Source organism: Microseira sp. BLCC-F43 (genome assembly GCF_041929235.1).
Taxonomy (GTDB): domain Bacteria; phylum Cyanobacteriota; class Cyanobacteriia; order Cyanobacteriales; family Aerosakkonemataceae; genus Microseira.
The window spans coordinates 10,742-25,379 of record NZ_JBHFNP010000149.1 but is presented as its reverse complement, the minus strand read 5'-3'; the positions used below and the strand labels follow the sequence as shown (position 1 = coordinate 25,379).

The following is a 14,638-nucleotide window of genomic DNA, read 5'->3' as shown; positions in this document are numbered from 1 at the left end:
GAAGAGGCTCTACCGCGAAGAAAGTAAAATTCCATCCAATTTTATTGCCCGGTTTTAGGTTTGAGTGCTAACAACATTTGCATCTCGCTGGTAGATGCATCTGGTTGCATGGCGGTGGCACCAATACCCCGAATCGAGTTGAGAATAGCGTTTGCTTCTAGCGGTACGGAATTCTTTTGTTCCGCTGGTAAGGTGCGATTAATCGCAGACATGGCTTTCTCTACATCTAGGTAAAAGTAGCCTGCGTTTGGTTTGGGTAAAGTACCGGCGATCGCTTTAAAAGATTCGCTATTTTCTAAAGGATTCGCATTGCTGGCGATCGCATCAAAAATAAGGCTACCAATTGCTATTAAAAGGGAATTATCATCTAGCCAACCATAACCCAACCAAGCTCCTTGTTGCGGAATTGTCCATTCTGTTACGGTTTTACCTCCAACTTGTCTTTGATTGATGGCGATCGAATTATCCCTGGTGGCGAGAGCGTTTAGTTTATTTAAAGTTGCTTCTGCGGTTTGGCGAGCGCTTGTTTTCAACACCACCGCTCCCCCCGCACCAATTGGCGCTAAAATTCCTTCGTTAGATGCGATCGCTCCCACTGCAAATTCGCCATCCATCCAGCCAAAAATATCTCGATCCAGGTCAAGTTCGGTAGCGGTTTTTACTTGCAGCCGCATTTGCTCTAGTTGTTGCTGAAGTTGAGGATTCTTGTTTGATTGCTCTGCTACGGTTGACCAAACTTTGTTAATCCCATGTCCGCTGATTAAAGCAATGGTTTCTAGGGGAAATTGATCGACTATCTTGCCCGGAATGGGTTTGTATTCGATTAAAGTTGCCGATGGGTTTAATCTCCCAATTGCTTTCATCCTTACGCCTACATTATCAATCCCTACCCCCATAGCAAAAGACTTTAATTGGTTGATAGATTCGGGAGGCAATTGGGAAAATTCCGGATTGTTTGCCATGTATTGCCGTACCAAATTACCGTAATCTGGTATATAAATTTGAGCAATCGAGTTCGGCAGATTCACGCCCTTGTCAAGCATTGCTTTCGCTTCGGTTTTATTGGCGAATGAAGGTTCGCCTTTAAAGGTATCAATGGCAAGTTCAACAGATTTTCGTTGCGGCGAGAACACTACATGGTCGCTTAAGAAAGCCGTGTAGGTTTTATCAGTACTCCCTGTATCTTCCTGGATTTTGACGCCTTTGTAGTCGGTTTCTTTGATTTTTACCCCAGATTGAGACTTCATCTTATTAGCAAAGTTAAAGGCGCTAATCTTGTCTTTAATTCCCACTACAACCAGGTAATTGGGTTGTGATGGCGCTTCAGGGGTACTGGGTGGCAGAACTGCGAACATGATACTGCCGAGCCACGGCTGCACATCTTTGGCATAATCAATTTTGGAGTCGGTAAAGGCTTGCTGGTTGAAGTTAGCAAGACCTTTAGCGATCGCATTTTGAGCTTCAGGGGTACCAAACTGCTGCAATTTCGACCAAGTTTGCGGATCTGTGGAGATATAACCTGTCATTAATGCTTCATCTGGAACCACTTTAGCACTCGCTAGGGGAGCGGTCGCATCGCTAAAAGCACCTTTCAAGTAAAGGTAGCCTGCCGCACCTCCTGCGATCAGAAGAGTAGCACCAATACCAATAGGAATTAGCAGATTTGATTTTTTTGCAGACATCGTTGATAGCCTCAAGTTTCTCAGGAACTAGCGGTTGATAAACTGAACAAAAAATTTAACCTTAACAGTAACTTTCCTCCTTGATGCAACCTTTGGAGTTAGGGAGAGGTTAAGCTTCGCGTTTGGCAAACCGTCGCTGGTGCATCCGCGCAGAAAATTTCCTTGTGCCAAACTTGGAACTAATGGAAAACTTCTGCTATAATCCTCAACGAATCACTACAAAAAAGCGCCCGCAATTACAGACGCTGCTCATGCCAGCAATAAATCAAGCGATATGCCTCGCTTCGCTTCGCGAACGCTCCCCACCCACCCCCCACCGCCAAAATCCCCCTATTATCTACCACACGGTATATAAGACCACCAAACATATGCGTCCGCAGAATGACGAGATTGCTCCCCCAAGCTTTTTAGGATGTGATTAACAAATCAAATACTTTGAGGATGGGAGTTTAGTTATGTCAGAGAAAAGCAAGCCCGAGAAAAGCAAGCGCGGCTTTGCGTCAATGGATGAAGAAAAGCAACGGGAAATCGCCAGCAAGGGTGGTAAAGCTGCCCACGAAAAAGGTACCGCCCACGAGTTCACTCCCGAAGAAGCTAGAGAAGCTGGTCGCAAGGGTGGCGAAGCGGTCAGCCAAGACCGCGAACACATGTCTGAAATTGGTCGCAAAGGTGGCGAAAGCAGCCGCAAAAAAAGCGAATAACCAATTCGGTAATGGGTAATAGGTAATTGGTTTTTTTACCCATTACTTAAAGCCTTGAAATAAATTTCAGACTGTAGTAGCACGGCATTGTATAACTTTTTGGTAGAAATCAAAAGTTATGCTGCGCCGTGCTACTACAAAATCTATTAAATGTGGCTCCACGAAATATCCCGTTAAACTTGCCCCTATGTTCCCTACATCCAGAAATTTATCAACCAACCTGCAAGCTCAAACCATTACCAATTACCCATTACCAATTACCCATTACCCAATAAAAAAGCGCCCATAATTCCAGGCGCTGCTAAATGCGGGGATGAAAATTTTTACCTAACCCAAAGCTTCCGCACCAGCTACCACTTCCAGGAGTTCCTGAGTAATAGCAGCTTGTCGAGCTTTGTTATAAGACAGGGTGAGCGTACCAATTAATTCCTTAGCATTTTCGCTGGCGTTGTTCATCGCTGTCATCCGCGCCGCGAGTTCGCTAGCCGCAGATTCTTGCAATGCCCGCAGTAACTGGTTATTCAGATACAGCGGTAACAGCGCATCCAGAATTTGCACTGGATTTTGCTCGAACAGCATGTCTTGCGGTAAACTACGCACTTGACTGGTAACTTTTTCCCGCTCTACTTGAAAATTACCGCCTCTTGTGGTAAGGCGGAAAATTTCATCATCTGTATTCAAACCTTGCGGATCGAGGGGTAGCAGGGTTTGAATTACGGGGCGAGAACTGATCAGCGAGACAAACTTGGTATAAACCAACTCAACCCGATCCACGCTTTCCGAGAGGAACAAAGACAGCAGTTCGTCAGCAATTTTGGAAGCTTCCCCTGCTGTGGGAATTTGTTCTAGTCCCGTAAAGCTGGCATCGATCGGTTGCTCGCGACGTTGGAAGTATTGTGAGGCTTTGCGCCCGACAATCACGAATTTGTAGTCAATGCCTTCAGCTTTGAGTTCCTTGGCGCGGGTTTCGGCACGACGGATAACGTTACTGTTATAACCGCCGCACAAACCGCGATCGCCTGAAATTACCAGTATTCCCACTGACTTGACTTCCCGCTGTTTCAGCAAAGGCAAGTTGGCTTCTTCAAACCGCAGACGGGTTTGCAAACCGTACAATACTTGAGCCAAAGCATCGGCAAACGGGCGCGTGGCGATGACTTGCTCTTGGGCGCGACGCACTTTAGCCGCCGCCACTAGGCGCATCGCTTCGGTGATTTTTTTGGTGTTTTTGACCGACTTGATGCGATCGCGAATTGATTTTAAATTAGGCATAATTCTTTGGTAATTGCTAATTAAGTTTGTAGTAGGCGATGTCAGCGCCTACTACAAACCCATCCCTAAACGGCTGCCAAGAATGTCTTCTTGTATTCCGTTAGCGCTTCCTTGAGCAAGGTTTCAGCTTCGGGGGTGAGGTCTTTCTTCTCCCGAATCGTGTTAACGTAGTCCGCCTTACTGGTCTTCAAATACTCCCGCAGACCTTTGGTAAAGCTGGTGACTTTATTAACCGGAATGTCATCCAAGTAGCCATTCAAACCTGCGTATACCAATGCCACTTGCTCGTAAACCCCTAGAGGCGAGTATTGCGGCTGTTTCAGCAGTTCGCGCAAGCGCTGACCGCGTGCCAGCTGGTCTTGGGTAGTTTTATCCAAGTCAGAAGCGAATTGGGCGAATGCTGCCAAGTCGTCAAACTGTGCCAATTCCAGCTTCAACTTACCAGCGACTTTCTTCATCGCTTTGGTTTGCGCTGCCGAACCCACGCGGGATACCGAGATACCAGGGTTAATCGCCGGACGCAAGCCAGAGTTGAATAAGTCGGTGGTCAAGAAGATCTGACCGTCAGTGATCGAGATCACGTTGGTGGGAATGTATGCCGAAACGTCACCCGCTTGGGTTTCAATTACTGGCAGTGCGGTCATGCTACCGCCGCCGAGTTCGTCGCTTAATTTAGCGGCGCGTTCCAACAAGCGCGAGTGAATGTAGAATACGTCCCCAGGATAAGCTTCCCGTCCGGGAGGACGACGCAGCAGCAAGGACATTTGGCGATAGGCTGCAGCTTGCTTGGACAAGTCGTCGTAAATTACCAGAGTGTGGCGACCTTTGTACATGAAGTACTCAGCGATCGTCGCACCAGTGTAAGGCGCGAAGAACTGAAGCGTTGCCGGGTCGTTAGCGTTTGCTGCCACTACAATGGTGTAAGCCATTGCGCCGCCTTGTTCGAGTTTGTTAACTACGTTGGCGACGGTGGAAGCTTTTTGACCGATGGCGACGTAAACGCAGACGACGTTTTCTTCTTTTTGGTTGAGGATGGTGTCAACGGCGATCGAGGTTTTGCCGGTTTGACGGTCACCGATAATCAATTCCCGCTGACCCCGTCCGATGGGAATCATCGCGTCGATAGCGGTAATCCCGGTTTGCATTGGTTCGCAAACCGATTTGCGCGCTACAATACCGGGTGCCATCGATTCGAGCAAACGGGTTTCGCCGGTGTTGATATCGCCTTTACCATCGATGGGGCGACCCAGCGCGTCTACTACGCGACCGATCAATGCTTCCCCTACGGGTACTTGAGCAATTTTACCCGTGGCTTTAACGCTGCTGCCTTCTTGAATCGTGCGACCGTCGCCCATCAACACGGCACCGACGTTATCTTGTTCCAGGTTCAGCACCATGCCAACTGTGCCGTCTTCAAAATCCAGCAATTCCCCTGACATTGCCTTATCGAGGCCGTAAATCCGGGCAATGCCGTCGCCAACTTGCAATACAGTACCAACGTTTGATACTTCAACTTTTTGGTCGTATTGCTCGATTTGCTGGCGAATAATGCTGCTAATTTCGTCTGGTCTGATGCTGATCATGTTAGTTTTCAGTTGTTAATGGTTATTAGTTATTAGTTATTAGTCATGAATTGCGATTGCTAATAACTACTAACTCAAGCGCAAAGAAATGCGGCGCAGTTGTCCCCGCAAACTAGCATCTACAATTTGGGAGCCTACTTTGATGATGACGCCCCCAATTAAATCGGGGTCGGTTTTGAGATCCAAGTCTACCGATCTAGCACCCGTCATTGCCATCACTTTTTCCCGCACTGCATTCTGTTGCTCTTCGCTCAATGCAACTGCTGAGGTTACTTCTGCCAAAACTGCCTGATTTAGTTTCCGCAACAGCGCTAAGTACTGCTTGGCAATTCCTTCTAGAAACAGAATGCGACGCCGGTCTACAAGCAGCCTTAAAAAGTTGACCATGAGTGGGTTTACACCGCTCACTATTTGCTCCAATACTGCTTTTTTGTTCTCTGCTGCTATGAGGGGACTGGCTAGAAAATCGCGCAATTCTGGTGAATTCTCTAATAAATTCAACAATTCGCGCATATCATTGCCAAACGGTTCGGCAAGGTTGTGTGCTTGCGCTACAGACATCAGCGCTTCTGCATATGGCTCTACAACTTCAGCCATTACTGCACTATCTTTCACGATTAACCTCCTAATAGCGCGATGCTGCGGTCAACTAACTGTTGTTGGCGACCTTCGTCGAGTTCGTTTCTCAGTTGGGACTCGACTTGCTGCAATGCCATTCTAGTGACTCGCTGCCGCAGTTCGGCGATCGCTCGCTCTCTTGCCGTTTCCATATCTTGTCCCGCTGACTCGCGCAAGCGTTCGATATCTTTTGTTGCCTGCGCTAAAATTGCTTCCCTGGCTGCTTTAGCGTCTTCTTCTGCTTTGCGGCGAATTTTTTCAGCTTCTGCTTGCGCTTGAGCTAATTTCTGTTGCCAATCCGCTAAAGATTCTTGTGCTGTTTTCAGGCGTTGCTCTGCATCTGTTATGGCTTCTTCAATTTTGCTTCGGCGATCGCTTAGAACGTTTCCTAAAAACCCCCGCCCAAAGTAAACCAACACGCCGATTACAATTGACAGGTTAATCAGGTTGGTTTCTAAAATATCGAAGTTTATACCGAAACCACCTTCCGCTGCTTCTGCCGCCGCCTCTGCCGTTCCCAGCAAAATAAAAGTGAGCATCCTACTGTTCCATCACGCGCGATTGATGCAGTTGTCAGCGTTCAATGGTAATTGGTCAATTGTAATTGAGCAATCCATTACCAATTACGCATCACCCATTACCAAAAAACTCTTGACAACTAACTTACTTGAAGAAGTTTGTCTAAAATTTGGCGGCTGAGGGCATCTACTTGCTGCTCTAGCTGTTGCAGAGCTTGTTGCTTTTGCTCCTCGATTTCTCTTGCCGCCTTTTCTCTTTCTGCCTGAGCCTCTTGTTGAGCTTGAGCGATTTGCCCTGCACCAATTTTCTGTGCATCCGCCTGAGCATCAGCAATTACTTTTTGAGCTTGTCGGCGAGCTGCCGCTAGTTCTTCTTCGTATTGCTTCGCTAACCTTTCGGCTTTTGACAGGCGTTCGCTAGCATCTAGTTGATTGTTGCGGATGTAATTATCGCGCTCGTCGAGTGCCTTGGTCAGCGGTTTGTAAAATACTACATTCAACACCGCTGCCAATATCAGAAACTGCACTGCCATCAATGGCAAGGTTGCATCAAAATCAAACATTTTTTTCTCTCCCCTTGCACTTTTCGTAATGTAGAGAAGTTACATTTTTCGTAATTTAGAGACGTTACATGTAACGTCTCTACACAACGATGTGCAACGTCTCTACACGACCGAACAATCCTATGAAAAGGGGTTAGCAAACAGCAGCACTAGAGCAATAACCAGGCCGTAAATGGTAAGAGATTCCATGAACGCCAGAGTTAACAGAAGCGTACCGCGAATTTTACCTTCTGCTTCAGGTTGACGGGCAATCCCTTCTACTGCTTGACCTGCGGCGTTACCTTGACCGATGCCAGGGCCGATTGCAGCCAAACCAATTGCCAGAGCAGCAGCCAGAACTGAAGCAGCAGAAACCAATGGATCCATGATGATTCTCTTCCCTTTCGTACTAGATGAACTACTTAGAATTTTGAGGTTCTCCATTTTAGATTTTAGATTTAAACGGGCATCTAAAATCTAAACTCCTCAAATTAATCGTGATGCTCGTCGCCACCGTGTCCTTCCATCGCCTCGTGTATGTAGGCTGCTGCGAGGGTAGCAAATACCAACGCTTGAATTGCACTGGTAAATAAACCTAGCAGCATTACTGGCAAAGGTACGAATAGAGGCACTAACAGCACTAATACTGCCACCACCAATTCATCTGCCAGAATGTTCCCAAATAGACGGAAGCTCAGGGATAGGGGCTTGGTGAAATCTTCTAAAATCGCGATGGGTAATAAAACTGGCGTTGGTTCGACATACTTAGCAAAGTAGCCCAAACCCCGCTTGCTAAATCCGGCATAAAAATACGCCAAAGACGTTAGCAAAGCCAGCGCGACTGTGGTATTGATGTCATTGGTTGGTGCTGCTAATTCCCCTTCTGGGAGTTTGATTAACTTCCAGGGCAGCAGGGCACCCGACCAATTGGAGACGAAGATGAACAAAAACAAAGTGCCAATAAACGGCACCCAGGGGCGATATTCTTTCTCACCGAGTTGGTTTCTTGCCAAATCTCTGATAAATTCCAGGGCGTATTCCATCAAATTTTGGATGCCGCCAGGAATTCTTTGGATACTCCGAGTCGCTGCTAATGAAGCAATTATCAGCAATCCGGCAACAAACCACGTGGTGAGAAAAACCTGCCCGTGGACTTTGAGATTTCCCAGATGCCAGTAGAAATGTTTACCCACTTCCAAGCTGGCCAGGGGAAGATAATTGAAGGCGTTTAAAACACTGAGCATTTTTCCGATGTGGTTGTTTACTCAGAGAGCTAGGTTTTGGAGGCGTCGAAGATCCCCTAACCCAAATTAATCGGGCTAGGACTGAAGTGTTCTCAGCATGTAGACGATGATCGCGGCTTTATATGTCAGAAAACCCAAAAAAATTGGCATAATCTGTAGCTGATTCCACTGGGATGCTACTATAATCAACCCAATGAAGAGAGCAAAGCGCGTTTTACTCAGCTTCGCACTTTGGTTGCTCAGCCGCTCAACATCTTTCCCCAACATTCTCAAGTAAACCACACCTGTGCACGCCCCAATCAAATAATTCAGGGCAATGTTAAGGTTGTAAAACATCCATACAGAGAAAAAAATTATCCCTGTCAAGGCCAGTGTGGCTGTAAACAACTCTTTTTGCAGGCCATAGAATTCCTGCATCGATTGGCTTGTTGGCGATTCGGGCGCATCGGTTTGAGAACCCTGCTCCGATTCACGGGTGGGTTCCTGAGATTCGGATGACTGAGTCACGTGACGAGAGTACAAGTCCTGCTAGAGGGCTTTGCTTTTCTGTGCCAAATTAATCATATCACGGTTGAGTAACAATACTTAAAAAATAATTAAACCTGTTAGGGGTATAGGGCATTGTTAAGTGAGATTAATCAATAGATCTCTGGCATAAGTAGGGGCACGGCATTATACAATGTTTTGGTTTTTACCAAAATTTATGCGAATGCATAAGTAGGGGCACGGCATTATACAATGTTTTGGTTTTTACCAAAATTTATTTGACGCCGTGCTACTACATGGAATGGGAATGGATAAATTTTTTCAGCGCCAAACACAAGGCATAAAGGCTGAATCTTGGCAAGAGGGAGATGCTGTTTTAGAGGCTTGAATTAAGCTGGAGTTAGCAAAATTAGCTGTTGATTGACGAGACTTCGCACGCCTTCGACTCCTATCTCTACCTCAGCTAAAATCTCGTTAACCGTTCGCTGCATAGCCGAGTTACCATCGCAAGCTTGTAGAAACTTAAATTCTGTTTCCGATAGCTTGACGATCTGGTAATCATGGTTAAACAAGGATTGGCTAGGCCATCCTTCCATACAAGGGTTACGTGAAGGAATTGCTGCCAAAAGTGCCTCATCCGATGACCAGTCTGCTTTAGGCAAGGGAGGGCGACTCAAGAAAAACTCGTAATGGCTGAAGTTTTCCGGGTCTAATAATTCAATTAAACGATAGACTTCGCGAGGGCTCAACTTCTCGGCGCGTGCCATTAATTCCGGATTTTTCCCCAAAAGTCGCTCTAATTGCCAATTTTTCGGATTAGAAAACCCGACAAAATCCAAACCCGACGCATCAATTAATTCAAACAGCGTGTCAATGTTGTAGTCAATTTCCTGGGGATGAACGTACATATCGGCAAAACATTCATCCCGGTGATTTTCCAACGACCAACGCTCTTTTTCCCGCTTGACAATTCTATTATTTTCTGGTAATGCAGCAAAGATTTGTCTTCCGACTTGGACGCCATCGCGATAATCGCCGCGTTGGGTGTTTTGCAGCAGAGCGATCGCTTTCTGCATCAGTTGAATTTCCCAGCGTCCCAACTCTCCATATACAAAGATATGCATCAATCCCCCAGGCGCTAACTTACTCGCCAGCGCTTGAATTCCCCGTTTCGGGTCGGCTAGGTGATGCAGCACCCCGACGCAGTTAATTAGATCGAATTCACCCGGCAACTGTCCCGCATCGTACAAGCTGAGGTGATGGAACTCGACGCGATTTGCCCCCGACATCTGACAGCGCTGTTTTGCTACATCCAACGCCCCCGAACTTAGATCGATGGCTACAACTTGAGCATGGGGATTGAGGTGAACCAGGTATTCAGTGCCGACACCCGTGCCGCACCCAGCATCCAAAATGCGGATATCCTGCTTTTGGGGCGAAAGCCCGGTGCAGAAACTATAAGCCGTCTGCCAATTCCAGCGCCAATTGTAGCCCGGAGGCGGACTATCGAGCAGCGGTTCTGGGGGAAACGGGTAGGTATCGTAAAGCCGCTGAACGGCGGAACTTATGTCTGGATCGGTTTTCATCGCGAATTAAGGCTAATGGCTAATGGCTAATGGCTAATGGGTTATCGTGGATGTTTGCCGACCAGAGGGATGCCCCATGACCAATGACCTATTACCCCAGAAAGTTACAAAACTTATCAAGATTCTCAGGTAAATAGTCGCCATCCAGTATGATTACATACGAAAGAGCCAATCAGGGTTCGATACACTTTTTAACAAATGAGTGTGAAGATCCCGAAAAGTTTTAATCTATAAGCTGAGCTGATAAACCCAAAGGTGGCTCGCGCTCGCTGGCTGTTACAAGCTGCTCTTCAGGCAAACCAACCCTTGGGTTTGGAATCTCAGTCATACCCCGCTCAAGCTTAAGGCAGAAACGATTCTATAAGGGAGCTTTAGGAATTCAATGAGTGTTAAGGCAAGTGGTGGAAGCTCAGTTGCGCGCCCGCAACTATATCAAACTGTAGCCGTAGCTACCATTTCCCAAGCAGAACAACAAGACCGCTTCTTGGAAAGCGGGGAACTGAAAGAACTGGAAAGCTATTTCCGTTCCGGTGCTAAGCGTTTAGAAATCGCTGAAACCCTCACCAAAAATTCGGAAATCATCGTATCCCGTGCTGCCAACCGGATTTTCGTCGGTGGGTCGCCGATGGCATTCTTAGAAAAGCCAACGGAACAACCCGTCATGACGATGGCGGGAACAGCCCTGGACACGAAAGAAGGGATGAAGCTGGGAACCGTTACCTACGTCGATACGAAAGGCGGCTTCTTAGAAGGATTGCGAGGTTTATTTGCCTCTGCCGGAGGCGGCCCTGCCCCCGCTGGTTTTAGGCCGATTAACGTAGCGCGGTACGGCCCAGCCAACATGACCAAATCCCTACGGGATTTAAGCTGGTTTTTGCGCTACGCGACCTATGCAATCGTGGCAGGCGACCCGAACATTATCGCCGTCAACACGCGCGGTTTGCGGGAAATTATTGAAAATGCTTGCTCTGGCGAAGCTACCATCGTGGCGCTGCAAGAAATGAAAGCCGCAGCTTTGTCCTATTTCCGTCAAGATGCGGCAGGGGCAGCCGTTGTCAGCGAGTACATGGACTTGCTGATTACCGAATTTAAAGGCCCAACGCCCGCGAACAAAGTGCGGCAGCGTCCTAGCAGCGACCAACAAGGTCTGGAACTGCCTCAAATTTACTTCAACGCGGCAGAGCGGCGGCCTAAGTTTGTGATGAAACCAGGACTTTCTGCCAAAGAAAAGCAAGAAGTCGTCAAAGCAGCTTACCGGCAAGTATTTGAACGGGACATCACCCGCGCCTACAGCCTGGGTATTTCCGACCTAGAAAGTAAGGTGAAAAACTGCGATATCTCGATGAAGGAATTTATCCGCCGCTTGGGTAAATCTCCGCTTTATCGCAAAAACTTTTTTGAACCCTACATTAACAGTCGCGCCCTAGAACTGGCTTTCCGTCACTTCCTGGGACGCGGCCCCAGTAGCCGCGAGGAAGTACAAAAATACTTTTCCATCGTTTCTAATGGCGGTTTAGCAGCCTTGGTAGATGCCTTGGTTGATTCCCAAGAATACTCGGATTACTTTGGGGAAGAAACCGTACCCTACATCCGGGGTCTGGGTCAAGAAGCCCAAGAATGCCGTAACTGGGGGCCGCAACAAGACCTGTTTAACTACAGCGCTCCCTTCCGGAAAGTACCCCAGTTCATCACCACATTTGCGGCATACGATCGCCCGCTACCCGACCAACACCCCTACGGGTCCGGCAACGACCCGTTGGAAATTCAATTTGGCGCGATTTTCCCGAAAGAAACCCGCAATCCCAGCGCCAGTCCCGCTCCTTTTGGCAAGGATACCCGCCGCATCTTGATCGCCCGCGGCCCCGGTATTAACAGCCAAGTTAGCAATCCAGGGGCGCGGGGCGTAGCACCTGGTACGCTCGGCCCGAAAGTGTTTAAGTTGGATCAGCTGCCCAGCTTCAGCATGGAAGTGAAGGGCAGCGGGTTCTTATCAGCAGGACGCCGTACTGTATCTAACAAGGGTCTCAGTGTTAAATACGGCGAAAGCTCTACCCAAGCAATTATCCGAGCCGCTTACCTGCAAGTATTCGGTCGCGATGTTTACGAAGGTCAGCGCCTCTCGGTACCAGAAATCAAGCTGGAAAACGGCGATATCACCATGCGCGAATTTATCCGCGCTTTGGCGAAGTCGGATACTTTCCGCAAAATGTACTGGACGCCGCTGTACGTGTGTAAAGCAATCGAATACATCCACCGGCGGTTGTTGGGACGTCCTACCTACGGGCGGCAAGAAATTAACTCCTACTTTGACCTCTGTGCCAAGAAAGGCTTATACGCCTTAATTGACGCCATCATCGACAGCGTGGAATACGCTGAGGCGTTTGGGGAAGATACAGTTCCCTACGAGCGCTATCTAACTCCAGGTGGGGTGGCACTGCGTAATCTCCGCGTTGGCAGCATCGCCGAAAAGGGAGCTAAGGTCGAGAAACAAGAAACACCGCGGTTTGTCGAACTGGGTACACCTTCAGAAACGCGGACAGAACCAGATGTTCAGTTCCGCATCGGTCAAGGGGTGAGCAAGCAGCGCGAACAAACCAAGACGTTCAAGCTGACTACGACTAGCGATAAGGTAGCAGTACAAAATCTAATTCGGGCAGCTTACCGGCAAATCTTCGAGCGGGATATTGAACCCTACATCATCAAGAACGAATTCAGCGCCCTGGAAAGTAAGCTAAGCAACGGTGAAATCAACCTGAAAGAATTCATCGAAGCTTTGGGTGGATCGAACCTTTATATTAAGGAGTTCTACACTCCCTACCCCAACACCAAGGTGATCGAACTCGGTACCAAACACTTCTTGGGTCGAGCGCCAAAAGACCAGGCAGAAATCCGCAAGTACAACCAGATTCTGGCTTCTGGCGGGATCCGCGCCTTTGTCAACGCGATGGTCAACAGCGTGGAGTATACCCAGTTGTTCGGCGAAGATACGGTTCCCTATCGTCGCTTCCCAACCCTGCCAGCTGCTAACTTCCCGAATAGTGAAAAGCTGTATAACCAGCTAACCAAGCAGAATGCTGACTTGGTAGTACCCAGCTTCGAGCCAGTTTCGTCGCGCATGGATAATACCAAGATGCCCATGATGGCGAAAACAATGGCAGATATGGCAGCGCACGCCAAGATTGCTAATGGGTCCCTGGTAGACGTGGGTCGTTCCTCCAGCAGTGCAGCATATGCGGAAGCGCCTGTAGCAGGACGCCATAAACCAGCTCGCATTTATCGGCTAACTTCAGGTGCAAATCTGGTGGAAACCGAACAGGCGATCGCCGCAATATACTGTCAGGTGCTGGATATCTATAGCAGCGAAATTCCCCAAGAGTTCCGTCGCTTAGATCTGGAAAGCCAACTCCAGCGCGAAGAAATCTCGGTGCGGGAATTTGTCCGCGCTTTAGCCAGTTCGGAAATCTATACCCAGCGCTTCTTTACCGCTTATCCCAATACCAAGACGGTAGAATTCCTGTTCCGCCATCTCCTGGGACGCGCACCGGCAACCCAAGCCGAGATCCGGCAATACAATCAGATCCTGAGCCAGTATGGGCTAAAAGCGGCTGTAGACGCGATGATCGATAGCCCTGAGTATGCTCACTACTTTGGTGATGATGTGGTGCCTTACAACCGCTTCCCCTCGCTACCAACGGGTAACTACCTGGGCAGCGTCAAACAGTAAGCGATCCCTCGTAGTAGCACGGCATGAATCAACTTTGTCCCTCAATCCAAGGTTGTTACACGCCGTGCTACTAAAGAAATCCCAGGCGATCGCAGTAACAATCTTTACAGCCTTATCTCCTCGAAAGGGGATAAGGCAATTTCTGTTGCTATACCAAGTCAACGACGCTCGTAGTAGCACGGCATCAGTAAACTTGGCACTAAATCGAAGCTTGTTGAACGCCGTGCTACTACAGAAAACCCAAGGGCGCGCGGTAATAATCTTTACAACCAGTTCTGCAGGTTTAGGGTTCGGGCAACCACACTTGTAGTAGCACGGCATCAGTAAACTTGGGTTCTGAGTCGAAATTTGTTGGACGCCGTGCCCCTACTTCCAACTGTGCTGCATTTGTATCCAACAATCCCGGCGATACATACCCATTCTGGTTAATTCGCTTGCCAATCTGAGTCGTTTTGTTACAAAATATTACAGAAACAGTAAAAATGTGAACCTAATACCGCAAAATATTTGCGGAAGATAGCTGTGTTTGAGACCGGAGCGACTTCTAATTTCCGCAAAAAGTTGAAGAATGCTGAAGCAAACTCATAAGAGTTTGGCTGAGGTATTGATTCGATTTGGAAGTTGGAACGCTTGAGGATACAGACTCAGTAATCAAGTTGCAAGCAGCCAGTTTACAAATCCT

General features: G+C 48.0%; 12 protein-coding genes. 2 read left to right on the top strand and 10 right to left on the bottom strand.

Going from position 1 to position 14,638, the window contains the following annotated elements:
* Positions 1–41: 41 nt before the first annotated feature.
* The gene (locus ACE1CM_RS21295) at positions 42–1,682 is read right to left on the bottom strand and encodes a DUF3352 domain-containing protein (RefSeq protein WP_374880120.1); all 1,641 of its coding nucleotides are present in this window, start codon (positions 1,680–1,682) and stop codon (positions 42–44) included.
* A 455-nt stretch (positions 1,683–2,137) separates the two neighbouring features.
* On the opposite strand from ACE1CM_RS21295, the gene ACE1CM_RS21290 reads away from it, so the two are divergent.
* Positions 2,138–2,383 (top strand): KGG domain-containing protein, encoded by a 246-nt coding sequence (locus ACE1CM_RS21290; RefSeq protein WP_226580671.1) that lies wholly within the window; start codon positions 2,138–2,140, stop codon positions 2,381–2,383.
* Between the two features lie 327 nt (positions 2,384–2,710).
* Here the strand turns inward: ACE1CM_RS21290 and ACE1CM_RS21285 are convergent, their stop codons facing one another.
* The 9 genes from ACE1CM_RS21285 to ACE1CM_RS21245 all read right to left on the bottom strand — a co-directional run bounded on the left by ACE1CM_RS21285 (position 2,711) and on the right by ACE1CM_RS21245 (position 10,232).
* Positions 2,711–3,655, bottom strand: a complete 945-nt coding sequence (locus tag ACE1CM_RS21285) for a F0F1 ATP synthase subunit gamma (protein WP_374880119.1) — start codon at positions 3,653–3,655, stop codon at positions 2,711–2,713.
* 65 nt (positions 3,656–3,720) lie between these two features.
* The gene (gene atpA, locus ACE1CM_RS21280; RefSeq protein ID WP_374880118.1) at positions 3,721–5,238 is read right to left on the bottom strand and encodes a F0F1 ATP synthase subunit alpha; all 1,518 of its coding nucleotides are present in this window, start codon (positions 5,236–5,238) and stop codon (positions 3,721–3,723) included.
* A gap of 69 nt (positions 5,239–5,307) precedes the next feature.
* The gene (gene atpH, locus ACE1CM_RS21275) at positions 5,308–5,835 is read right to left on the bottom strand and encodes an ATP synthase F1 subunit delta (RefSeq protein WP_374880174.1); all 528 of its coding nucleotides are present in this window, start codon (positions 5,833–5,835) and stop codon (positions 5,308–5,310) included.
* Positions 5,836–5,855: 20 nt separating this feature from the next.
* Positions 5,856–6,395 (bottom strand): F0F1 ATP synthase subunit B, encoded by a 540-nt coding sequence (locus ACE1CM_RS21270; protein ID WP_374880116.1) that lies wholly within the window; start codon positions 6,393–6,395, stop codon positions 5,856–5,858.
* 119 nt (positions 6,396–6,514) lie between these two features.
* Positions 6,515–6,967, bottom strand: coding sequence for a F0F1 ATP synthase subunit B' (locus ACE1CM_RS21265; protein ID WP_374880172.1), 453 nt, complete (start codon positions 6,965–6,967; stop codon positions 6,515–6,517).
* 90 nt (positions 6,968–7,057) lie between these two features.
* Positions 7,058–7,303 carry an ATP synthase F0 subunit C gene (atpE, locus tag ACE1CM_RS21260; RefSeq protein WP_008233924.1) on the bottom strand — a complete coding sequence of 82 codons (246 nt, stop codon included), beginning with the start codon at positions 7,301–7,303 and terminating at the stop codon, positions 7,058–7,060.
* Between the two features lie 104 nt (positions 7,304–7,407).
* A complete protein-coding gene (gene atpB / locus ACE1CM_RS21255; protein ID WP_374880115.1) occupies positions 7,408–8,160 on the bottom strand; it encodes a F0F1 ATP synthase subunit A in 753 nt (250 codons plus the stop codon).
* A 75-nt stretch (positions 8,161–8,235) separates the two neighbouring features.
* Complete coding sequence (locus ACE1CM_RS21250; protein WP_226580645.1) at positions 8,236–8,577, bottom strand: ATP synthase subunit I; 342 nt, start codon at positions 8,575–8,577, stop codon at positions 8,236–8,238.
* A 458-nt stretch (positions 8,578–9,035) separates the two neighbouring features.
* A complete protein-coding gene (locus ACE1CM_RS21245) occupies positions 9,036–10,232 on the bottom strand; it encodes a class I SAM-dependent methyltransferase (protein WP_374880113.1) in 1,197 nt (398 codons plus the stop codon).
* Between the two features lie 382 nt (positions 10,233–10,614).
* On the opposite strand from ACE1CM_RS21245, the gene ACE1CM_RS21240 reads away from it, so the two are divergent.
* Positions 10,615–13,956, top strand: a complete 3,342-nt coding sequence (locus ACE1CM_RS21240) for a phycobilisome rod-core linker polypeptide (RefSeq protein ID WP_374880112.1) — start codon at positions 10,615–10,617, stop codon at positions 13,954–13,956.
* Positions 13,957–14,638 lie beyond the last annotated feature (682 nt).